The 21,566-nt window shown below is 63.0% G+C and carries 17 protein-coding genes; 6 read left to right on the top strand and 11 right to left on the bottom strand.

Annotated features, from left to right (window positions below; genetic code table 11):
* Positions 1–8: 8 nt before the first annotated feature.
* Together ACSJJT_RS01345 and ACSJJT_RS01340 are read right to left on the bottom strand one after the other, a co-directional pair.
* Positions 9–821 carry an alpha/beta fold hydrolase gene (locus ACSJJT_RS01345; RefSeq protein WP_435916593.1) on the bottom strand — a complete coding sequence of 271 codons (813 nt, stop codon included), beginning with the start codon at positions 819–821 and terminating at the stop codon, positions 9–11.
* Positions 818–1,099, bottom strand: coding sequence for an Rv1322 family protein (locus ACSJJT_RS01340; protein ID WP_500861874.1), 282 nt, complete (start codon positions 1,097–1,099; stop codon positions 818–820). Before ACSJJT_RS01340 ends, ACSJJT_RS01345 begins: the two co-directional genes overlap by 4 nt.
* A 73-nt stretch (positions 1,100–1,172) precedes the next feature.
* Here ACSJJT_RS01340 and nucS point away from each other — a divergent pair, with 73 nt between their 5' ends.
* Positions 1,173–1,934 (top strand): endonuclease NucS, encoded by a 762-nt coding sequence (nucS, locus tag ACSJJT_RS01335; RefSeq protein ID WP_435917009.1) that lies wholly within the window; start codon positions 1,173–1,175, stop codon positions 1,932–1,934.
* Between the two features lie 81 nt (positions 1,935–2,015).
* Here nucS and ACSJJT_RS01330 read toward each other — a convergent pair whose 3' ends face one another.
* Both ACSJJT_RS01330 and mce read right to left on the bottom strand, forming a co-directional pair.
* Positions 2,016–3,377, bottom strand: coding sequence for a DivIVA domain-containing protein (locus ACSJJT_RS01330; protein ID WP_435916591.1), 1,362 nt, complete (start codon positions 3,375–3,377; stop codon positions 2,016–2,018).
* Between the two features lie 137 nt (positions 3,378–3,514).
* On the bottom strand, positions 3,515–3,973 hold the full coding sequence (mce, locus tag ACSJJT_RS01325; protein WP_435916590.1) for a methylmalonyl-CoA epimerase: 459 nt from the start codon (positions 3,971–3,973) through the stop codon (positions 3,515–3,517).
* 251 nt (positions 3,974–4,224) lie between these two features.
* Between mce and ACSJJT_RS01320 the strand changes: the two genes are divergently transcribed.
* Both ACSJJT_RS01320 and ACSJJT_RS01315 read left to right on the top strand, forming a co-directional pair.
* Complete coding sequence (locus tag ACSJJT_RS01320; protein WP_435916589.1) at positions 4,225–4,377, top strand: hypothetical protein; 153 nt, start codon at positions 4,225–4,227, stop codon at positions 4,375–4,377.
* A 2-nt stretch (positions 4,378–4,379) separates the two neighbouring features.
* Positions 4,380–4,907, top strand: coding sequence for a PH domain-containing protein (locus ACSJJT_RS01315; protein ID WP_435916588.1), 528 nt, complete (start codon positions 4,380–4,382; stop codon positions 4,905–4,907).
* Between the two features lie 90 nt (positions 4,908–4,997).
* On the opposite strand, the gene pgm is transcribed toward ACSJJT_RS01315, so the two are convergent.
* Positions 4,998–6,629, bottom strand: coding sequence for a phosphoglucomutase (alpha-D-glucose-1,6-bisphosphate-dependent) (gene pgm / locus ACSJJT_RS01310; RefSeq protein WP_435916587.1), 1,632 nt, complete (start codon positions 6,627–6,629; stop codon positions 4,998–5,000).
* Positions 6,630–6,739: 110 nt separating this feature from the next.
* On the opposite strand from pgm, the gene ACSJJT_RS01305 reads away from it, so the two are divergent.
* The 3 genes from ACSJJT_RS01305 to ACSJJT_RS01295 all read left to right on the top strand — a co-directional run bounded on the left by ACSJJT_RS01305 (position 6,740) and on the right by ACSJJT_RS01295 (position 11,032).
* On the top strand, positions 6,740–7,678 hold the full coding sequence (locus tag ACSJJT_RS01305) for a tetratricopeptide repeat protein (protein WP_435916586.1): 939 nt from the start codon (positions 6,740–6,742) through the stop codon (positions 7,676–7,678).
* Positions 7,679–7,793: 115 nt separating this feature from the next.
* Positions 7,794–8,528: an HAD family hydrolase gene (locus ACSJJT_RS01300; RefSeq protein WP_435916585.1), complete on the top strand. Its 735-nt coding sequence runs from the start codon at positions 7,794–7,796 to the stop codon at positions 8,526–8,528.
* On the top strand, positions 8,525–11,032 hold the full coding sequence (locus ACSJJT_RS01295) for a glycoside hydrolase family 65 protein (RefSeq protein ID WP_435916584.1): 2,508 nt from the start codon (positions 8,525–8,527) through the stop codon (positions 11,030–11,032). The genes ACSJJT_RS01300 and ACSJJT_RS01295 overlap by 4 nt, the downstream gene beginning before the upstream one ends.
* A gap of 104 nt (positions 11,033–11,136) precedes the next feature.
* On the opposite strand, the gene ACSJJT_RS01290 is transcribed toward ACSJJT_RS01295, so the two are convergent.
* From ACSJJT_RS01290 to ACSJJT_RS01265, 6 genes are all read right to left on the bottom strand, one after another.
* A complete protein-coding gene (locus ACSJJT_RS01290; protein WP_435916583.1) occupies positions 11,137–13,215 on the bottom strand; it encodes a glucose PTS transporter subunit IIA in 2,079 nt (692 codons plus the stop codon).
* 94 nt (positions 13,216–13,309) lie between these two features.
* Complete coding sequence (locus ACSJJT_RS01285) at positions 13,310–14,104, bottom strand: NUDIX hydrolase (RefSeq protein ID WP_435916582.1); 795 nt, start codon at positions 14,102–14,104, stop codon at positions 13,310–13,312.
* Between the two features lie 22 nt (positions 14,105–14,126).
* Positions 14,127–16,061: a 1,4-alpha-glucan branching protein GlgB gene (gene glgB / locus ACSJJT_RS01280; protein WP_435916581.1), complete on the bottom strand. Its 1,935-nt coding sequence runs from the start codon at positions 16,059–16,061 to the stop codon at positions 14,127–14,129.
* Between the two features lie 84 nt (positions 16,062–16,145).
* Positions 16,146–17,444, bottom strand: a complete 1,299-nt coding sequence (locus tag ACSJJT_RS01275; protein ID WP_435916580.1) for a phosphotransferase — start codon at positions 17,442–17,444, stop codon at positions 16,146–16,148.
* Positions 17,441–19,213, bottom strand: a complete 1,773-nt coding sequence (gene treS, locus ACSJJT_RS01270) for a maltose alpha-D-glucosyltransferase (RefSeq protein WP_435916579.1) — start codon at positions 19,211–19,213, stop codon at positions 17,441–17,443. The genes ACSJJT_RS01275 and treS overlap by 4 nt, the downstream gene beginning before the upstream one ends.
* The gene (locus ACSJJT_RS01265) at positions 19,210–21,459 is read right to left on the bottom strand and encodes an alpha-1,4-glucan--maltose-1-phosphate maltosyltransferase (protein ID WP_435916578.1); all 2,250 of its coding nucleotides are present in this window, start codon (positions 21,457–21,459) and stop codon (positions 19,210–19,212) included. Before ACSJJT_RS01265 ends, treS begins: the two co-directional genes overlap by 4 nt.
* Between the last annotated feature and the right edge of the window lie 107 nt (positions 21,460–21,566).

The raw sequence follows: 21,566 nt of genomic DNA, 5'->3' as shown, positions 1-21,566 counted from the left end.
CTGCGCCCTCAGGAGGGATCGCCCGGGCAGCGCGACAGGAAAGCTGCCAAAACCTGCACGAATACTGTGGGTTGATCCGAGTGTACCCAATGACCCGAGTTCTTCACTCGAATTCGGCGCACCTGGGGGAAGAGCTCGTGCATGGCCTGGGAATGATCTGGACCGACGTACTCAGATTCCTCAGCGGTGATCCACAGCACCGGTCCGTCCCAAGTCGCATTGACCGATGGCCACGAGCCAATGTCTGACAAGGCATTGCCGAGCAGATCAAGATTCATCTGCCAGTACCAGCGGTTGTTCTCACCGGTGTTGTGTCGCAGGTTCTGTAGCAAGAACTGACGGATCGTCGCGGAAGGGACTTCGTCGGACATCTGCTCCTCGGCCTCGCGTCGTGTGGTCAAGGCTCTCAGATCCACGGACTTCATGGCATGGACGAGAGGAGCCAGGAGGGTGAGACGTGAGTCCACCGGTGCCATGTCGACGACCGTCAGGCTGCGCGCCAGATCAGGATTGTCGAGAACTGTCCGCATGACGACCTTGCCACCCATCGAGTGGCCCAGGAGATGGACCGGGCGGTCCTCGCTGGTCTTCCTGACCGTCTCGGAGAGTGCCTCGGCCATGGCAGGGTAGGAGAAACGCTGTGTCCAGGGGGAACAGCCATGGTTCGGCAGGTCGACGAGGATGCACCGGTAGGCGTCCGGATCGGTGGCGAGGAGGTCGTTGGCGACCCTGGTGAAGTTCTTTCCCTGCCCGAAGACCCCGTGACACCAGTAGACGTCCTGACGACCGTCACCAAGGGTGGTCAGGTGAAGCTCATTCATGGACGTGACCTCCAACACCCGGTGTGCCAGTGTCGACGTTCCTCGACCGGGGACGTGGAGAACATCGATGGTTTATGTGGCCAGGCGACGACATGCGGGGTCCCCGGCCGGATGGGATGCAGGCACCCGGGACAGGTGTAGACCTTGAGTGCTCGGTCAGCGGGCACCGTGCGTACCACGTGCTGACCGTCCCTCTTGTACTCGGAATGGGGATGGCTGGCCGCAGTGAGGGGTCGGGGTCGACGCTGCCACTTGCGCGAACCATGATGATGACCCATGTGGCCCATTGTGCCGCATGTGGTGCCGGAGACGACACCACCCGAGGCCGGGCGCTCCCCACGCCCGGCCACCATGACGGCGTTCGAGGTTGAGGCTCAGGTGCAGGTAGAGTCCGACTTCGTGCGTCTCGTCATTGCTCCCTGCCAGGTTGACTACACCGGTCGTCTCACGGCCCATCTTCCTTGGGCAAAGCGGCTCATCGTCGTCAAGTCGGACAACTCGGTGAGTGTCCATGCTGACGACCGCGCATACAAGCCACTGAACTGGATGAGTTCCCCATGCACCCTGACGACCCGCCCCTGTCTGCCCGACGAGCCGGCTGCCACCGCCGCCGTTGACGCCGAGGTCGAAGAGGTTTGGGAGGTTGATGCCCCGACGGGAGATCATCTGCAAATCCTGCTGGGCCCGAAGATCCTCGACGTCACCGAGGAACTGGGAATCGATCCCGGTCTGCAGAAGGACGGGGTGGAGGCCCATCTTCAGCAGTTGCTTGCCGAGAACCCGGACACCTTCGGGGAGGGTTGGTCGTTGGTCCGCCGTGAGTACATGACGCCGATTGGTCCGGTGGACCTGCTGTGCCGCGATGCCGAGGGTGTCTATGTCGCGGTCGAGGTCAAGAGACGCGGAGAGATTGACGGTGTCGAGCAGCTCACCCGCTATCTCGAGCTCATGAACCGCGACCACCTGCTGGGTGACCGGGTCAGGGGAGTCTTTGCGGCTCAAAGGATCAAGCCGCAGGCGCGCACCCTGGCCACCGATCGCGGAATCGAGTGCGTCACCGTCGACTATGACGACCTGCGTGGCATGGACCACCCGGAAGACCGTTTGTTCTGAATCCGGATCATCCCTGGCTCTTGGGAAAGACGTGACCCCCGACCAGACGATCGGGGGCCACTCACATGCCAGGGCCAGTTCTCACTTCTTGGGTGTGCTGCCCTGAGGGAGAACCTGGGTCCTCTCATTGTCGGACTCATCATCCTCGGAGTTCTGGGGCTCAGATTGCTGGGCAGCGTTGACGTCGCGCTGCGTGTCGCCATTCTTGGTCTTGCCACCCTTGACCGTTGGGAGCACCTGGGTGGCCTGATTATCCTTGGGAGCTTCTGACTCAGCCGAGGTGCCGGCGCTCTGGGGCTTTGCCTTCGGATCGATGATGATGGTGGCATCCTCGGTGCGGTCGGCCTCCGCCTGCTCGGCGAACGGATCGGCGTCGGGGTAGGCGCTCTCGGCCTCTCCCGCCAGAGCCTTGAGGTTGCTGAGCTGGGCGATGACCGCCTTCTTGCGCTGCAGCAAGGCTGCAGTCTCGCGCTCCAACTGCTCCTTGCGCCAGGCGTATTGTTCCTCGAGGCGTTCCTTCATCATGGCTGCCTGACGGTGAGCCGTGGCAATACGGTTCTCCGCGTCGCGGGCAGCTTGATTGCGAATGGACTCGGCCTCCTCGAGCGCGTTTTGACGGATGGCGTCGGCCTCTTCCGTGCGTTTGGTGACGGTATCACTGCTGGCCTGCTGATGAGCCCTGGCCTGTTCGAGGAGCTTATTGATCTTCGCCATGGCCTGGTCGTGGTTGGCGCGCGCCTCTGCAGCGATGGCAGCGGTCTCTTCACGAGCCTTCTGGGTGATCTCGGCGGCTTCGTGACGAGCGGACTCGGTGATCCCGGCGGCCTCGGAACGAGCCTTCTCGATGATTTGCGAGACTTGGGCCCGGGCGTTCTGATCGATGGTCGACGCCTTGGTTCGTGCTTCGGTGACGATGGCCTCGGCATGGGTTCCGGCCTGCTCGACGATGGTTCGGGCCTGCAGACGGGCCTGTTCGACGCAAGCTCGGGAATCCTTGGCAGCTTGGTCACGCAGCTCACGCTGGTTGGCCAGCCCGGCGACACGGATGTCGTCGGACTCGGTCTGGGCGGCGGCGCGCATGTCAGCAGCGACCCGACGGCCCTCCTCCTTGATACGTTCGGCCTCGTTGCCAGCGATGGCGACGATGTCCTTTGCCTGGGCCTCGGCGGCGGTGAGGATTTCGGTGGCGTGGACTCCCAGACGTTTGAAATCGGTCTGGGTGGCCTCAGCTTGGGCCTGAGAGACCTGCCCACGTAGGTGCCGGGTGAGTTGTTTCAGGGTCGAGACCTGCTGCTCGATCTCCCGGACGTAGTTGTCGACGCTGGTACGGTCGTAACCCCACATCGAATGGGTGAAACTACCGGCCGCGCTGGCGGTGTCGTCGAAGAGGTTGAGTCCGGTCTCCTCGTCGAATTGGCCGTCAGAAACGTCTTTTGTGCTCACCGATGGTCCCCTTCCATTAGATGACTCCAACTTTACCAATTGGTACCGAATCACAACGGCGCTACTCATCGGGACGAGACGGGCTCCGGAGACAGCGTCTCCGGAGCCCGAAAACCTCTCACCTCAACGGTGTGACATCAGTCGTTGTACGGCATGCCACCGGCCGGGGGCTCGGTGACCTCGACGAGAATGCCACCGGTGTACTTCGGGTGAAGGAAGATGACTCGGGAGCCCGCGGTTCCGATGGAGGGCTCGCCAATGAAGACGGCACCGCGCTCCTTCAGAGTGGCGATGGTCTTGTCCAGGTCGTAGGTGCGGTAACACACCTGCTGGATCATGTTCTTGTTCTTGGAAATGTATTTTCCGATGGTGCTGTCCTCGCCGAGGGGGGCAAGCAGCTGGACGACGGTGCTCTCCTTGCCGCGCTCGCCGGTGGCGATCATCGCCTCCTCAACGCCGTGGCCTTCGTTCTTCTCACGAAGGAGGACATGGAAGCCAAGGACGTCGCAGTGGTACTTGATGGCCTCGTCCATGTCCTTGACGGCGAAACCGACGTGGTCGATGCACGCAAAGGGATCATTGTTGAAGTTCTCCATGTCTCAATCCTTGCACTGCTGGCCAAGCCGGAGTCAGCCGGGGTGGGTATTCGCCGTGAGATTGACCGATCTTTTCCGGGGGCGTCCCTGGGGCGCGGTGCGAGGTACTGACCACACTGTTGGATCCTGAGGATGTGGGATCTGTTCGGCGTTGCGAGTGGTGCGGAGGAGAAATTTCGGTCAAGAATGGTCTCGAAGTGCCCCCTGAGCCCTTCCCCGGGCCACGTGCCGAGCAAGGAGCCTTAGTGAACGTGAAGAAGACCATCCACACGATCGTCGTCGTGTTCCTCGTTGTGTTCTGCTTGTACTACGTCTTCACGGATCCGGATGGCACTGCTCGCGTCATTCGTGGCTTCTTCAGTGGCCTCTTCGGGTTCATCAGGGCACTGGGCGGGCAGTCCTGACCTTGCCCGACGTCATCCGTCGTTTCGTGGATCCCGATGTTGATCGCCACCTGCTGATCAGCGAGGGGGAGTTCGTCATTGACGAGGTTCCCAAGCACTGGATCGTACTGGTGGCCCCGACCATCGCCATGGCGTTGGCGACACTGCTGTTCATCTCGATGGTCTTCGCGCAGCGGTGGTGGGGCATCCCCTTCGTGATGGGAATCGCGCTGGCAACCTGGGGAGCCTTGCGCTTCCACCTGGATCACATGGACCGCTTCGTCATCACCAACATGCGGGTGTTCCGTGTCCATGGCATCTTCGACCAGCACCTGGCGACGATGCCCATGACTCGTATCCTCGACATCTCGGTCGAGCAGCCGTTCCTCGGTCGTCTGCTCGGCTATGGCCATTTCATCTTCGAGTCGGCGGCTCAGGACCAGGGCCTGCGAGAGATCGACTACGTCGGGCACCCCGAGGATCGCGACCTGACGATCCAGCGCGTCATTCAGGTGGCCGGTTTGCGGACGAACCTGGCGTGTCCCAAGTGATCCTGTCGAACGCGACATCGTGGTGGAGATGACATCGCCCCGACCGCTGGAATGCGGGCGGGGCGATGCAGTGCTCATGGCGTTGATGCGTCAGCCTTGCAGGGCCTTGTCGACGATCTCGCGGGCCTCCGCTTGCACAGCAGCCAGGTGGTCGGCGTCACGCAGGGACTCGGCGTAGATCTTGTACTTGTCCTCGGTGCCCGACGGACGGGCAGCGAACCAGGCGTTCCCGGTGATGACCTTGATGCCACCGATGGGAGCACCATTACCCGGGGCCTTGGTGAGTATCTGCTCGATCTTCTCGCCAGCGATGGCGTCGGCGGACACGTCGTCGGGGGAGAGGGCTTTGAGGCGGGCCTTCTGCTCTCGGTTGGCATCGGCGTCGACACGGGCGTAGTAGGACTTGCCGAAGCGGCTCTCCAGATCGACGTAGTGCTCTGAGGGAGAACGGCCGGTGACGGCCTTGATCTCGCTGGCGAGCAGGGCCAAGAGGATGCCGTCCTTGTCGGTGGTCCAGGTCTGGCCGTCGAGGTCGAGGAAGGAGGCTCCAGCCGACTCCTCGCCACCGAATCCAAGATCCCCACGCATCAGGCCGGGCACAAACCACTTGAAGCCGACCGGCACCTCGACGAGGCGACGCCCGAGATCAGTAGCCACCTTGTCGATGAGGGAGGAGCTCACCAAGGTCTTGCCGATGCCGGTGTCCGGCCCCCACCCTGGACGATGGGCAAAGAGGTAGCCGATCGCCACAGCCAGGTAGGCATTGGGGTTCATGAGACCGGCGTCAGGGGTGACGATGCCGTGACGGTCGGAATCAGCGTCGTTACCGGTGGCAATGTCGTAGGCATCCTTGCTGGCGATGAGGGAGGCCATCGCGGACGGCGAGGAGCAGTCCATCCGGATCTTGCCGTCGGTGTCCAGAGTCATGAACCGCCAGGTCGGATCGACCTTGGGGTTGACGACGGTGAGGTCAATGCCGAGGTGATCGGCGATGTACTCCCAGTACTGCACCGAGGCGCCGCCCAGCGGATCCGCGCCGATGTGCACGCCGGCCTGGTCAATGGCGTCGAGGTCGACAGCATTACGTAGGTCGTCGCAGTAGGCGCTGCGATAGTCGTAACGGGATACCTCGTCGCGCACCCGTTCGTACGGCGTGCGCCTAATACCCGACGGATCGGCGAGAAGCTCGTTGGCGCGGTCGGCGATCCAGCCGGTGGCATCGGTGTCAGCCGGGCCACCATGCGGTGGGTTGTACTTGAAGCCGCCGTCGCGAGGCGGATTGTGTGAGGGAGTGACGACGATGCCGTCAGCCTGGCGCCCCTCGCTCAGACGGTTGTGGACGATGATGGCTCGCGAGACCGCCGGGGTCGGGGTCCACTCGTCGTCCTGCTCGGCAACGACCTCGACGCCGTTGGCACGTAGCACCTCGATGGCAGTGGTCCACGCGGGCATGGACAGGGCGTGGGTGTCCCTACCGATGAACAACGGACCGGCGATGCCCTGGGACGCACGGTACTCGACGATTGCCTGGGTCGTGGCGGCGATGTGGGCGTCGTTGAAGGCACCGTCCAAGGAGGAGCCGCGGTGACCTGAGGTGCCGAAAACAACCATCTGGTCCGGGTTGGAGGGGTCGGGAGTGATGTCGTGGTAGGCCGACAGGACAGCATCGACATCGATGAGATCAGATTCCTGGGCAGGTTTCCCAGCACGTTCATGAGCCATAGGGCCATTGTCTCACCGAGCGGCGCGCTGCGGCAGGCCGCCGTGGGGAATCAGGGAGTTCGCCACTGGTCGTCACCAGTGCGGGGGTGGATCACAGAGGGTCTGATTGAATGGGGGACATGTCTTCTGACTCGATTCATCGTCATGATGCCGTCGATCTGTCGGGGCTGGCAGCCGCAGTCGGTTCCTCCGACTCTGCTGCCGGATCCGCGCCAGCTGGTTCGGGAACCACCAGGACCTGGGTGGTCGAGGGCACCGAGGAGAATTTCAACTCGCTGCTCCAGAAGTCGGTGCAGCACCCGGTGTTGGTGGAGTTCACGACACCGAAGGCCCATGGTGCTGAACAGATGTCGCAGGTGCTGCGTCGAGTCACCGACGAGGCCGCAGGCAAGTGGTTGCTGGTGCACGTCGACATCGACGCCCAGCCCCGATTGGCCCAGAGCGTGGGTGTTCAGGCCGTTCCGATGCTCATTGCGGTCATCGGTGGCAAGCTGGCACCGCTGGCCCAGGGCACGATCGACGAACAGCAGTTTCGTGAGATCACCGAACAGGTGACTCAGGCCGCAACTGCTGGTGCCATGGTAGGTCGCGCGGAGCCGGTGACGGTCCAGACGAGCGGTGAGGAAGTCGTTGGGCCTGATCCGCGCACGGTCGAGGCCGAGGAGCTCATGGAGGCCGGGAAGTTCGACGAGGCTGTCGCAGCTTATGACGCCGTGCTGGCCAAGGAGCCCAACGATCCCGTCCTCATCGCGGGGCGTCATGGGGCGGCGCTGTTGGGAAGGTTGGACGGCAAGGATCCCGCTGCCCTGCTCACCGCTGCCCAGCAGAATCCCAACGACGTCAAGGCACAGCTGGCGGCTGCCGACGTCGAGCTCATGGGCGGACGGAACGCTGACGCCTTCAACCGGATCATCCAGGTGGTGCGCACCACTGATGATGAGGAGCGCGAAGCCGCTCGGACTCGCTTGCTGGAGCTCTTTGCCATAGTCGGACAGTCCGATCCTGACGTGGCAGCCGCGCGCCGTTCGCTGGCAGCGGCATTGTTCTGATCCTCGTCGCCAGACGTGTTGACGGCCTGGGAATACGTTCCCGGGCCGTGAGCACGTGGTGACACGTAGCCCCAATCCTGCTGGACGTGTCGCCATCGACCAATAGCATGGGATCATGGACTCGACCCCCTTCGACGAGAAGTTCCATGCCGTTTTGTTCGACCTTGACGGCGTCCTCACCCCTACCGCGCTGATTCACATGCGTGCCTGGGGGGAGATGTTCAACGAGGAGCTGGCCCGACACGGGGCCCAGGACCCCTACACCGATGAGGACTACTTCGCCTACGTCGACGGCAAGCCTCGGTACGACGGGGTGCGTGACTTCCTTGCCAGCCGCGGCATCACCCTCCCGGAGGGGGATCCCTCCGATGGTCCCGATGCTGAGACGATCTGCGGGTTGGGAAACCGGAAGAATGACCTGTTCAACACGGTGCTGGTCCGAGACGGCATCCAGCCCTATCCGGGGTCTCGCCGTTGGGTGGACCTGCTGCACGAACGGGGCGTGACGATGGCTGTGGTGTCCTCGTCGCGCAATGCCGCTGCAGTGCTCGGGGCAGCCGGTATGAGCAAGGATTTCCCGGTGCTGGTCGATGGCAACCGATCGAAGAAGGAGAACCTGCCTGGAAAGCCCGCACCTGAGACCTACCTGCGTGGAGCTGATCTACTTGGTGTACCCGCGGATCAATGCGTTGTCGTCGAGGATGCGGTCTCGGGGGTGCGCGCTGGTGCGGCTGGCGGATTTGGAATGGTGCTCGGCGTCAATCGTGGCGTGGGGGCTGACCGGCTACGCGAAGCTGGTGCTGACCGAGTGGTCGATGACCTGGACGAGATGGTTGAGGAGATGGCATGACGCGAGTGGGCGCCGACCCGATGGATCGATGGCGCTTTCCTGACGATCCATGGGCGATCGTCGAGACGTCACCGAGCACCGATGACCTGGGGACGACCGAGACCCTGTTCTCGGTCGGTAACGGTTATCTAGGCATGCGCGGTAATCCGCCCGAAGGACGTGACTCCTTCAGCCATGGCACCTACATCAACGGATTCCATGAGATCTGGGACATTCATCACGCCGAGAATGCTTACGGTTTTGCGCGCACCGGGCAGACGATCGTCAATGTCCCTGACGCCAAACTCATGAAGCTTTACGTTGACGACGAGCCGTTGTTGCTCAGCGTCAACGAGATTCGGTCGTACAAGCGCTGGATCGACTTCCGCGAAGGGGTGGTCCGTCGCGAACTGGTGTGGCGGACCCCGGCGGGCAAGCTGGTGCGGGTGGCGACGTCTCGCATGGTGTCCTTCACCCACCGTCACATGGCTCTCATGAGCATCGAGGTGACGATGCTCGAGGGAGACGCTCCCATTGTCATCAGTTCCCAGATCCTCAATCGTGAGGACGGCATGGATGAGTATCATGCTGAGAACTCGGGGAAGACCGACGATCCTCGTCAGGCCCGCAAATTCGCAGACGAGGTGCTCGTTGCGGAGAAGGACTGGCACTCGGACCGGCGGATGATCCTGGGGTTCCACACGGCCAGGTCCGAGATGACCCTGGCGGTGGGCGCTGACCATGAGATCACCACCGACAACGAGTACGTCTCCCTCATCGACACCGAGCCCGGGTGCGGCAAGCGGGTGTATCGCATCGAGGCCACCCAAGGTCGTCCCATCCGAGTGGACAAGGCCGTCGCCTACCACTCCTCGCGAGGGGCGCCGGTACACGAACTGTTCGACCGTGTTCGTCGCAGTCTCGATCGAGTCCGCGAGCAGGGACATGGGGTGTACTACGACGAGCAACGAGAGTGGCTTGACGACTACTGGGCAACGGCAGACGTCGAGGTTGGAGGCGCACCGGCCGGTATTCAGCAGGCGGTGCGGTGGAATCTCTTCCAGATCGCCCAGGCCTCGGCCCGCGCTGATCAGCTCGGCATCCCTGCCAAGGGGGTGACCGGGTCCGGTTACGAGGGCCAGTACTTCTGGGACACCGAGGTCTACGTCATCCCGATGTTGACCTACACCCATCCGCGAATCGCTGAGAATGCCTTGCGATTTCGCGTCAACACCCTTCCGCAGGCCAGACGACGAGCCGAAGAATTGTCCGAGCGGGGAGCCCTCTTTCCATGGCGGACGATCACCGGCGAGGAAGCGTCAGCCTATTACGCGGCAGGAACCGCTCAGTACCACATCAATGCCGATATCGTTCACGCGATCATGAACCACGCTCGTGCCACGGGGGACAAGACCTTCCTGTTCCGCGATGCCGCACCTGTTCTCGTCGAAACGGCGCGGATGTGGGCAGATCTGGGCTTCTGGCGGATCAACGGAGGCCGGGAATTCCACATCCATGGGGTGACCGGGCCTGACGAGTACACCACGGTCGTCAACAACAACCTCTACACCAACGTCATGGCACGGGCGAACCTCATTGACGCCGCCAGCGTCATGAGGCGGATGAGGGACGAGGACCCGCTGTGGTACGAGCACCTGTGCTCCGAACTGGATCTCACCGAGGACGAGGTCGGCGGATGGGAGGAGTGCGCCGCAGGAATGGTCATCCCCTTCGATGACACCTTCGGCATCCATCCTCAGGACGACCAATTCCTCTCGCGGGAACTGTGGGACCTCAAGAACACCCCCGATGACAAGCACCCGCTCCTGCTGCATTACCACCCGCTGGTGATCTACCGGTTCCAGGTACTCAAGCAGGCTGACGTCGTGCTGGCCCTGTTCCTGCAGGGCGACCAATTCACCCAAGCGGTCAAGCTCGCTGACTTCGAGTACTACGACCCCATCACGACCGGTGACTCGAGCCTCTCGGCAGTGGTCCAGTCGGTGATGGCGGCTGAGGTGGGCCACCAGGAGATGGCCATGGAATATTTCCTTGACGCTCTCTACTGCGACCTGGCCGACACCCACCACAACGCCTCGGATGGTGTGCACGTTGCATCGACCGGTGGTGTGTGGGGTTGCTTGGTCCATGGATTCGTGGGCATGCGCAATGACCGGGAGAACCTGCGTTTCGATCCGCGTCTGCCGGCCCAGTGGACGTCCATCAAGCACCACATGCTCATCGGCGACTCGCACATGCTGGTGAAGCTGGAACGTGACGCGCTCACTCTCCAAGTTTTGTCGGGACATGACCGCGAGGTGACGGTACGCGGGCAGCTGTACCACATCGGCACCGAGTCGGTTCGAGTCCCGCTGAGCGACCAGGGCCCGTTGCGTCCCAGTCTGCGTGGAACGCACCCGATCTCGGGATTGCGGCGTGCAGATGGTTCCCTCGTTACGGCGGAAGTTCCTGGAAGCATCGCTGAGAAGATCGCCGCCTCCTCAATACCGCCCTCGTGGGAGTGACGGTCTGACAAATGCAACGAAAGAGGAGGCCGGCACCATGATGGCGTCGACCTCCTCCTTCGTGCGGTAGGAGTGGCCGAGTCTGGGACCCGGTCGTCCCCGGCTCACTTCACGACGGTGATGACCGGGGTGCTCGTGGTGACGTCATCGGCAGGAATGCCGGTGACGTTGGAGTAGTCGAACCCATTAGTCACCAACACCGGGGTGATCTTCGAGTAACCAGCCTCGTCGATGATCGCCGGGTCGAAGACGACCAGGGGTTGACCGGCGCTGACGTGGTCGCCGGCCTTGACCTTGACGTCGAATCCCTTGCCGCCCAGCTCGACAGTGTCGATACCGACATGGATGAGCAGCTCGACGCCTGAGTCCAGCTTGAGTCCGAAGGCGTGACCGGAGTCGGGAGCGGTGACGACGGTGGCGTCGGCAGGGCAGACGACCATGTTGTCACTGGGCTCGATGGCGATACCGTCACCGACGACGCCGGTGGAGAAGACCGGGTCGGGGATCTGGGAGATCGCAACCGCACGTCCCCTGAGAGGGGAGGTGATGGTGACGGCTTCGGAAGTGACCTCAGCGGCCGTCGGGGCCTCGACTCCCTCGACCGTGGCGGTCTCGGTCTCCGGCTTGGTGGCAACCGCGGTGACGGTCGCTGCGGCGTCAGCGGCAGTCGGCTCGGCCTTGCTACCCTGGATCTCGTCGGCATCCTTGGCCTCAGCACGATGAGCTTTGGCAGCAGCCTTCTCGTCGTCGTCACGGTAGTCGCGCACGATGACCAGGGCCATGGCGGTGATGAAGGAGGCCGCGATGGCGACGGCGTACAGACCGATGTTGTCGAAGGCCGGGATCGTCAGCAGGGAGGTGAAGACGAAGGCCGGGGTGTGCAGGCCGCCGCCGACACCAATGATGACGCCACCGACGAGGCAGCCGACCAGCATGGACGGGTAGATCTTCTTGTACCGCAGATGGATGCCGTAGAGGCTGGGTTCGGAGATACCACCGAGCAGACCTGCCGCCAGGGCACCGGTCGCGGTCTGGCGCATCGTCACGTCCTTGTCACGGATGGACAGGAAGAGGACGCCGGCGGTGGCACCGAAGCAGGCGAAGTTCCAGGCACCCATCGGGCCCTGGATGTAGTCGTAGCCCAAGGTCTGGATGTTGAGCAGCATGACGGCATTGAGCGGCCAGTGCAGGCCCAGCGGAACCATGAACGGGTAGAGCAGCGGGATGAGGACGGCGAAGATGAAGGGGGAGACGTCGTTGACCGCCTTGAGTCCGTTGGCCAGACCAGCGCCGGCGTAGACACCGATGGGGCCGATGAGGAACGCCGTCAGAGGGATCATGATGAGCATGGTCAGGAAGGGCACGAAGATCATCTGGACATTGGGGGAGATGACCTTCTTGAGCCACTTGTACAACGGAGCCAGAATGGCCGCCATGATGAGGGGTGGGAAGACCTGGGAGCCGTAGTCGAAGATCGTCAGTGGCAGGCCGAAGATGTCGACGACGTTGATCTTGAATCCGCCTGGAGTCAGAGTGTGAGCGGCCTTGCCGAGCTCCGCGAATCCCGGGAGCATGACGACGGCCATGACGGAGAATCCAACCCACGGGTCGGCATTGAGCTTCTTGGTGGCGTTGTAGGCGACCAACAAGGGCAAGAAGTAGAAGACACACTGCCACGCCAGGTTCACGAACTGCCAGCTCGGGGGCAGGGAGACGCGAGAATCGGCCCAGTTGCCGATGACGCCCATGGAACCCATGAGGGCCATGAAGGTGATGAACAGTGAGGCGCCGAGCAGGGCGCCCATGATTGGACGGAAGGAGTCCGACAGGTACTCGAACAGGTTGTCGAGCCACGAGAACTTGCCGCGTGGGCCCTTGGAGCGATGTGCGGCCTTGAGGTCCGCATCGGACTGCTTGTCGTTGCCGGAGCCGAGGCTCTGCATACCCGGCAGGTTCATGATGTCGTTGTAGACGGTGCCGACGGCGCCGCCGATGACGACCTGGTAACGGTTGCCTGACTGGGGCACGGCGCCCATGACGCCGGGGATTTTCTCCACCTCAGCCTTGTCGACGGCTGAGGAATCACGAAGCTGGAACCGCAGACGGGTTGCGCAGTGGGTCAGGCCGACGATGTTGTCGGGGCCGCCCACCACGTCCACGATCTGGGACGCAGTTGATGACATGTAGGTGGTCCTCCTGTGTGTTCAGTCATCCTGTTCTCAGGACGACGAAGTAGCATAACCACCAGGGCTGAACGTTCGTTCACCGACCCCAGGGTTACAACGAAAACCCGTTCTCGGTGGCATGTGGAGTGCAACCTGCGAGTATCGCCGCGATACGTCGGGCCGACAACTCGGTGACGTGCTCGCCGACGTCAGCGGGATCCACCCAGTGCAGATGGCTGATCTCGCCGTCAGCAGGATTCATGAGGGCAGCCAGCGACGAGTCGACCATACCAGCGTCATAGATGAACTCGATGGCGTCAGACCATCCCAGGACAGGTGGCATCCAGTCGATGAGGATCGGCGTGGCAGGGATGTCGAGGGTGACCCCCAGCTCCTCACGGCACTCCCGAACCGCGCCGGCGTGAGGAGATTCCACCGGTTCGACGACACCACCGGGGAGCTCCCAGTCAGGCTTGTACGTCGTCTCGCACATGAGGACCCGCCCGACTCCGTCGCGGATCAGGACATGGGAGATGACCCGTTTGGTGGGCAGCACCGAATCGAGCATGCCGGTGTAACCGGTCCGGGTGTAGATCTCGTCGGCGGCCAGCCGGGAGTAGACGAATTCGTCCGCCCAGTCGTCTCCTCGGCTGCGAGCCTGACGCAGCCGTCCCTCACGCCGGTACCCGGCCCGGTGCAGGGCATGGATGACCTCTCCGTCGTCGATGGCCACTCGGGCCTCCAGACGGCGCACCTCGTGACCAACAATGGCGTCGTCGGAGGCCAACGAGATGGCTCGCGTCAGACCTTCTGGATATGGTGGATCGTCGAGCAGCAAGCGGCCACAGTCGCCGACCACCTCGACCTGAATCCGAAAATCCTCGAGATCGGACTCGTCATCAACCACGAACACTCCTCCTTGGTCAGTGTCACTGCATTCCCGGGTCGCCGGGACGGGCAGCAGTCGCCGAGGGATCGTGGCGCAGCCACACCGAGCCCATCGGGGGGACGCACACCGTGGCGACGGCCGGGAAGCGATCGGGAACCGGAAGCGCAGTGGCCACGACCTGGCCGAGGTTTCCAAATTCTCCCGTCCCGTCATACTCCAAGGAATCGGTGTTGAGGATTTCGGTCCACACACCCTCCTTGGGCATCCCGACGCGGTAGTCGGTCTGCGGGTTGGGGGAGAAGTTCGTGAAGCAGGCGATCGTCGAGCCGTCCTCGCTGCGGCGCAGCCAGGAGAGCAGGTTGTTGCCGGCGTCGTCGGCGTTGATCCACTCGAATCCGCGCGGATCGCTGTCGAGCTGCCACAGGGCGGTGTTCTTCTTGTAGACCTTGTTGAGATCACGGAAGAGGCGCTTGAGTCCACCGTGACCCCACAGATCGGCGACGAACCACTCCAGGCTGACGGACTCGTCGAACTCGTGGCGCTGGCCGAACTCCTGACCCATGAAGATGAGCTGCTTTCCCGGGAAGGACCACATGAAGGAGTAGAAGGCTCGCAGGGACGCGAACTGCTGCCAGTCGTCCCCGGGGATCTTGTTGATCATGGATCCCTTGCCGTGAACGACTTCGTCGTGGCTGATGGGCAGAATGAAGTTCTCCGAGTACTGGTACACCATGGCGAAGCTCATGTCGCCGTGGTGGTACTGACGATGGAACGGGTTGAGCTCCATGTAGCGCAGGGAGTCGTTCATCCAACCCATGTTCCACTTGAACCCAAATCCCAGGCCGCCGTGGTCGACTGGCTTGGTGACGCCGGGGAAGCTGGTCGATTCCTCGGCGATCATGAGGATGCCGGGGTGGCGCGAATACAGGTGCGTATTCACGTAACGCAGGAAGTCGATGGCCTCCAGGTTCTCGCGGCCTCCGTACTTGTTGGGCACCCACTGACCATCCTCGCGGGAGTAGTCCAGATACAGCATCGAGGCGACGGCGTCGACGCGCAGACCGTCCACGTGGAATTCACTGATCCAGTACAGCGCATTGGAGACGAGGAACGACTTCACCTCGTTGCGACCGTAGTTGAAGACATAGGTGCCCCAGTCCATGTGCTCGCCTTGACGCGGATCGGCGTGCTCGTAAAGGGCGGTGCCGTCGAAGCGTCCCAGGGCCCAGTCGTCCTTGGGGAAGTGTCCCGGAACCCAGTCCATGATGACGCCGATACCGGCCTGATGGAACTTGTCGATGAGGTAACGCAGGTCGTCGGGGGAACCGTAACGACTGGTCGGCGCGAAGTACCCGGTGACCTGGTAACCCCAGGACGGGGCGAAGGGGTGCTCGGCCAGCGGCATGAACTCCACGTGGGTGTAGCCCTGCCACATCACGTAGTTGACCAGTTCGTCAGCCAGCTGGCGGTAGTTCAGTCCGTGGCGCCATCCGCCCAGGTGGACCTCGTAGATGCTCATCGGCTCGACGTGGGCATGGGAGGCTTCACGGTGGGCGATCCACTCGTCATCGTTCCACTCGTAGTGAGTCTCGGTGACGATCGAGGCGTTCTGAGGGGCCTGTTCGCAACAGCGGGCCATCGGGTCAACCTTCTCGTGCCAGTTGCCCCACTGGTCCTGGATGCGGAACTTGTAGAGGGTTCCCTCGCCCACTCCCTCGACGAAGAGGCCCCAGACCCCGGATCCCGGGATGAGACGCATCGGGTCGCCGGTCCACCAGTTGAAGTTCGCGATGACCTCGACGGCCTGCGCGTTGGGTGCCCAGACGGCAAAGCGGGTTCCGGTGATGAGGCCGCGCTCGTCGTCATCAATGGTGACGATGTGGGAGCCAAGCCTCTTCCACACCTCTGTGTCCCCACCGGAGTGGAACCCCTCGAGGTCCCAACCGGTGAGTCCTCCGAACTCATCGTGAGCCATGTCGTCCTCCTGGCATGTCGTGGGTGCGGGTATGGCCGTCGGGTCGGTGACTCGATGGAGATGTGTGGGTGGGCGTGAACATCATCAATCCTGCTCCATCACCCGAATCGCCGACAGTGGGATGCTAACCCAGGCCGGCCGGTTGAGGGTCTCATAGACGGTTTCGTATCCGGCCTTGTCGGCCTCATAAGCGGCCAGGACGTCGTGTTCGGCATCGTCTGGACGACCATAGCCGTCCAGGAAGGCCTCTCGGGCTCGTCGTGCCCAGGCCAAGGTCTGCGGTGCGGTGGGTTCGGCATGGGCCGAGGTGGCGTAGGACAGCGAGCGCATCATTCCTGCCACGTCACGCCAGCGGGAGTCCGGCAAGCGGCGTTCGGCCAGGGTCTTGAGGGGCTCGCCCTCGAAGTCGATGATCCGCCAGCCGTCGGGTGTCAGCAGGGTTTGTCCGAGGTGGAAGTCCCCATGCACCGCCTGGGCGGTCAGCTGATGACCACGTAGCTTCTCGAAACGAGTGGCTAGGAGGTTGCGGTACGGTTCCAGCACCGGGGATGCCGCCACCGCAGCGTCGAGACGACGAACCATGTCCTCGGCTATCCGGTTCCCGTCCAACTCGACCGTCCCGAAGGCCTGCTCCAGCGCGGCGTGGATGGTTCGCAGGCACCGGCCCAGGTCAGCGACGAGATCCGTGACGTCGTCCAGATCAGCTGCCCTGGCGGTGATGAGTTCCCAGCCGTCCCGAGGCTGCGGAAACCGCTCGATGATCATGGCCAGATCGGTCTGGATGTCCTCCTCGGCCGGGATCTTCCCGCAGATGTGGCCGTAGAGTTTGGCCACCGAGGAGACTCCGGCGTCGTTGAGAGCACCGTGAATGGTGATGTCGAGATTGTCACCGGGCTCGAGGCGGCGGAACATCTTGATGATGATGGCGTCGCCAACCAGGATCGAGGTGTTCGACTGTTCGCCACCGAAGCGTTCGGTTGATCGCACCGGCTCGGGGGCCTTCAGACGGCGATGGAGCTGCCACGAGCCGTCCGCGGCCTGGGGATCAGCCTCGAGGATCGTCCTGGCCCACGCCGTGCGAGCTTCCTCATCAGTGGTGGCGTCGGTGACCGAGAGGGGCTCACCATCGATGTGAATCCGGGCCACTGCGTCAGAGGCTCCGGGGTGCAGGGCGAGCAGGAGCTGGTAATACTCGTCCGGCGCTTGTGGGTAACAGATCAGGGCAATGACGGGCATCACCTTGAGATCGCGCTCGTCAACAACCGGGGCCAACGGCAGCAGCCTGGCCAGGGTGCCACCTCGCCCCTTTCCGGAGAACCACCGAGCGGTGCTGATGTGGTCCCAGATGCGGTCCCTGACCTCTGCTTCGTCCCACTCGGTCATGACCTCTCCTCTCCGGTCATCTGCAGCCATCGGTAGGCGTAGGGCGGCATCGGAACCGTCAAGGTTCCGTCAGCCTTCACCGGTTGCGCGTCCTGGCCGTGAATGAGGGACGTTCCGGTCACACCTGCGAACTGGGGCAGGTTGAGGGTGACGGTTCTCTCGGTGTCTGAAAGATTGGCCAGGCACAGAATCGTCTCGTCCTCGTCGTGGCGCAGGAAGGACATCACGGCCATGTCCTCCCCACCCAGGTCGGTGAACCCTCCGGTACCGAAAACAGGGTGACGACGGCGGATGCCCAACATGGCGCGGGTCCACACCAGCAGGGAGGACGGGTCGTCCATCTGGCGAGCGACATTGACGTGTCCCGGGTCGTGACCGAAGGTGTGGATGACAGGCAGGTGGAAGTTCTCCGGCAGAGCGGTCGAGAAACCGGCCGTTTCGGAATCGTCCCACTGCATCGGGGTACGCACGCCGTCGCGGTCAGGAAGCCATGGGTTGTCGCCCATGCCGATCTCGTCACCGTAGTAGAGCACCGGGGAACCGGGCAGGGACAGCAACATGGCCTTGAGCAGGCGGACCCTGGCCTCGTCGTTGTCGACGAGTGGGCTCAACCGGCGACGAATGCCCAGGTTGCACCGCCAGCGCGGTTCGGGGGCATAGTGCTCCCACATGTACTGACGATCTTCCTCGGTCACCATCTCGAGGGTGAGTTCGTCATGGTTGCGCAGGAAGGTTCCCCACTGGCAGCCTTGCGGAATATCTGGGGTGGCGGCGAGGATGTCGCTGATGCACTCTCGGGACCCGCGGCTCAGAGCCATGTACAGACGTGGCATGACGGGGAAGTGGAAGGCCATCTGGCACTCGTCGCCGTCACCGAAGTACTCGACGACGTCGTCGGGCCACTGGTTGGCCTCGCACAGCAGGATGCGTCCCGGGTACTCCTCGTCGACCATCGCGCGCAGCTGCTTGAGGATCTTGTGGGTCCCCGGCAGGTTCTCGCAGCTCGTCCCCTCGGCCTCTATGAGGTAAGGGACGGCGTCGAGACGGAAACCGTCGATGCCCAGATCCATCCAGAATCGGACGGCGTCAAGCATCTCCTCCATCACCCGGGTCTCCTCGAAGTTGAGGTCAGGCTGGTGGTGGAAGAAGCGGTGCCAATAGAACTGTTTGCGCTCGGAGTCCCAGAACCAGTTGGACTCCTCGGTGTCACAGAAGATGATGCGAGCGTCCGAGTAGGCCTCGTCGGTGTCGGCCCAGACGTAGTAGTTGCCGTAGGGGCCGTCAGGATCTGCGCGAGAGGACTGGAACCACGGGTGGGAGTCCGAGGTGTGGTTCATGACGAAGTCGATGATGACGCGCAGGCCACGGTCGTGAGCGGCGTCGAGGAAGACCTTGAAGTCCTCGATCGTCCCCAGCTCCTCACGGATCCAGCGGTAGTCGCGGATGTCGTAGCCACCGTCGTGCAGTGGGGAGTCGTAGAACGGCGGGAGCCACAGACAGTCCACCCCCAACCACTGCAGGTAGTCGAGCTTCTCGGTCAGACCCTTGAAATCACCGATGCCGTCGCCGTTGGAATCCTTGAAGGACCGCACCAGGACCTCGTAGAACACCGCGGTACGGAACCACTCGGTCTGCGTCCGATCGATGGAACCGACCGGGTGGATCGCGTCGAGCCTGGCCTGCAACTGGGCTGAGGTCAGCCCGAGGGCCCCGGTCGCTGCCAGGGTCTCGGGAATCTCCTCGGCGGAAGTGCAGGAGGAATGGGTCATGAGGTGGTCTCTCGCACGTGCAGGATATGGGCCGGCTGGGCTGGGTAGAGCCTGACGAAGGCCTGCTGTCCCCAGGTGAAGTCAGCACCCGTGAGCTCGTCATGAACCTCGAAGGTGCTGTCGCTGCCGAGGCCAAGGGCAGCCATGTCCAACATCACCTGGGACTCCACACCCCACACCGGATCCAACGAGGTGACGACGATGACGACGTCGTTCCCGGCTTTCTTGGAGAAGACGAGGACGTTGTCATGGGGAGCATGATGAATGGTCGTGTCACGCAGCTGCTGCAAAGCTGGATGAGCACGACGGATCTCGTTGAGACGAGTCACGAGCTGTGTGATGTTCGGCTCGGAGTCGAAGTCACGAGGACGGTACTCGTACTTCTCGGAGTGGGCGTACTCCTCGCGTCCCGGCAGTGGTTCGTGTTCGCAGATCTCGAACCCGGAGTACATGCCCCACGACGGGCTCATGGTGGCAGCCAGGATCGCGCGGATGGCGAATCCTGCCGGGTTGCCGTCGTTGAGGTAGATCGGATTGATGTCCGGAGTGTTGGTGAAGAAGTTCGGACGGTAGAAGTGGGAGGTCTGATGGGAGACCTCGTCAAGGTACTCCTCCAACTCCCACTTGGCGGTGCGCCAGGTGAAGTAGGAGTAACCCTGCTGGAAACCAACCTTGCCCAGGGCAGCCATCATTTCGGGACGGGTGAAGGCCTCGGCCAGGAAGATGACCTCCGGATGATGACGATGCACCTGCTCCATGAGCCAGGCCCAGAAATTGACCGGCTTGGTGTGCGGGTTGTCGACGCGGAAAATCGTCACGCCATGGGAGATCCACAGTTCGAGCAGCCGCAGGCATTCGGTGTAGATGCCGTCCGGGTCGTTGTCGAAGTTGATCGGGTAAATGTCCTGGTACTTCTTCGGTGGGTTCTCCGCGTAGGCGATGGTGCCGTCGACACGGGTGGTGAACCATTCCGGGTGCTCCCGCACCCACGGGTGGTTCGGGGATGCCTGCAGGGCGAAGTCCAGGGCCACCTCCATGCCCAGGTCATGGGCGTGGGCGACGAAGCGGTCGAAGTCCTCGAAGGTGCCCAGATCCGGGTGGATGGCGTCATGGCCACCAGCCGGAGACCCAATGGCCCATGGCGAACCGGGGTCGTCGGGACCGGGGGCCAGGGTGTTGTCCTTGCCCTTGCGGAACGCGGTTCCGATGGGATGGATCGGCGGGAGGTACACGACGTCGAAACCCATCGCAGCAGCGGCGTCCAGTCGCTCCCAGGAGGAATCAAAGGTGCCGGAGACCCAATGGCCGTCCTCGTCGATGTGGGCTCCTTGGGAGCGCGGGAAGAACTCGTACCAAGAGCTGTAGAGGGCACGACGTCTCTCCACCCGCAGCGGGACCGGGGTGGTGGGAGAGGCCAACGGGCGTGGGGCATGGACGCGCATCGCCTTGGAGAACATGAAGGTGTTGATGACCTGGCGCAGCGAGTCCGGCGCGCGGTCAGGAGCGAGGCTGCCATCGGCCTCGCGCAGGGCTGTCACGGCGTCGACGTCACCAGCCTGCTGGGCGTGCGCGATGGCCTCACCGATGAGGGCATGGCCCTCGGTACAGACGAGTTCGACATCGATCCCGGCGGCTAGCTTGGCGTCGGCATTGTGGTGCCAGGTGCCCCAGGTGTCCGACCATCCCTCGACATGCATCGTCCAGTCACCCTCGACACAGGCCGACACGTGGGCCTTCCAGATGTCCAGGCCCCAGGGATCGACCTGGTGCATGTCGGTGACGTGGCGGTTGCCGTCCGGATCAGTGAGGACGACGCTGGCGCCGACGGCGTCATGGCCCTCACGGAAGACATTCGCCGTGACCTCGAACTCCTCGTCGACGACGGAATAGATCGGCAGCTGACCACTCTCGACCTCGGGCTGGACGTTGTGGACGGGGATGCGCCCGAAACCACGCAGTGGGGGACGACCAGGAACGTCGATGGCCGAGGTGGCTGCCCCGAGGGCCTCGTCATCCGAGGCGTGTTCAGCGGCGTGACGCGGTGAGGGGGTGTCGACGTCGTGCTGGCGGGTGTGACCTTCCGCGGCATTCATAGCGAGGCAACCTGACGCGTCGTCGGTGCCAGCGGGGGGAACAGGGGCCACCGGTTCGGGTGAGGGATCCGGGGCAGGGGGCGTCACCTGCACGTCGTGCGCATCGGGGCCATTCTCGTCTTGACGGCGGTCTCGCCTGTTGATCCTCCACACGGGTCACAGGCTACCGTGGCTAGCTCCAGGCCGTCATGATTCGAACCAGCGTCGCACCGACAATCTCAATCCGAAACACCTGGGCCAGGTTCGAGAAAGTGCGCACG

The sequence above is a fragment of the Cutibacterium nasicola genome, assembly GCF_051303185.1.
In the GTDB taxonomy this organism is placed as follows: Bacteria; Actinomycetota; Actinomycetes; order Propionibacteriales; family Propionibacteriaceae; genus Cutibacterium.
This window is presented reverse-complemented; position numbering and strand designations above follow the sequence as displayed.

Bases quoted from the DNA above. Each gene is read 5' to 3' on its own strand.
- ACSJJT_RS01345 (WP_435916593.1), bottom strand. From the start codon at position 821: ATGAATGAGCTTCACCTGACCACCCTTGGTGACGGTCGTCAGGACGTC.
- ACSJJT_RS01340 (WP_500861874.1), bottom strand. From the start codon at position 1,099: ATGGGTCATCATCATGGTTCGCGCAAGTGGCAGCGTCGACCCCGACCC.
- nucS (WP_435917009.1), top strand. From the start codon at position 1,173: ATGACGGCGTTCGAGGTTGAGGCTCAGGTGCAGGTAGAGTCCGACTTC.
- mce (WP_435916590.1), bottom strand. From the start codon at position 3,973: ATGGAGAACTTCAACAATGATCCCTTTGCGTGCATCGACCACGTCGGT.
- pgm (WP_435916587.1), bottom strand. From the start codon at position 6,629: ATGGCTCATGAACGTGCTGGGAAACCTGCCCAGGAATCTGATCTCATC.
- ACSJJT_RS01305 (WP_435916586.1), top strand. From the start codon at position 6,740: ATGGGGGACATGTCTTCTGACTCGATTCATCGTCATGATGCCGTCGAT.
- ACSJJT_RS01300 (WP_435916585.1), top strand. From the start codon at position 7,794: ATGGACTCGACCCCCTTCGACGAGAAGTTCCATGCCGTTTTGTTCGAC.
- ACSJJT_RS01295 (WP_435916584.1), top strand. From the start codon at position 8,525: ATGACGCGAGTGGGCGCCGACCCGATGGATCGATGGCGCTTTCCTGAC.
- ACSJJT_RS01290 (WP_435916583.1), bottom strand. From the start codon at position 13,215: ATGTCATCAACTGCGTCCCAGATCGTGGACGTGGTGGGCGGCCCCGAC.
- glgB (WP_435916581.1), bottom strand. From the start codon at position 16,061: ATGGCTCACGATGAGTTCGGAGGACTCACCGGTTGGGACCTCGAGGGG.
- ACSJJT_RS01275 (WP_435916580.1), bottom strand. From the start codon at position 17,444: ATGACCGAGTGGGACGAAGCAGAGGTCAGGGACCGCATCTGGGACCAC.
- treS (WP_435916579.1), bottom strand. From the start codon at position 19,213: ATGACCCATTCCTCCTGCACTTCCGCCGAGGAGATTCCCGAGACCCTG.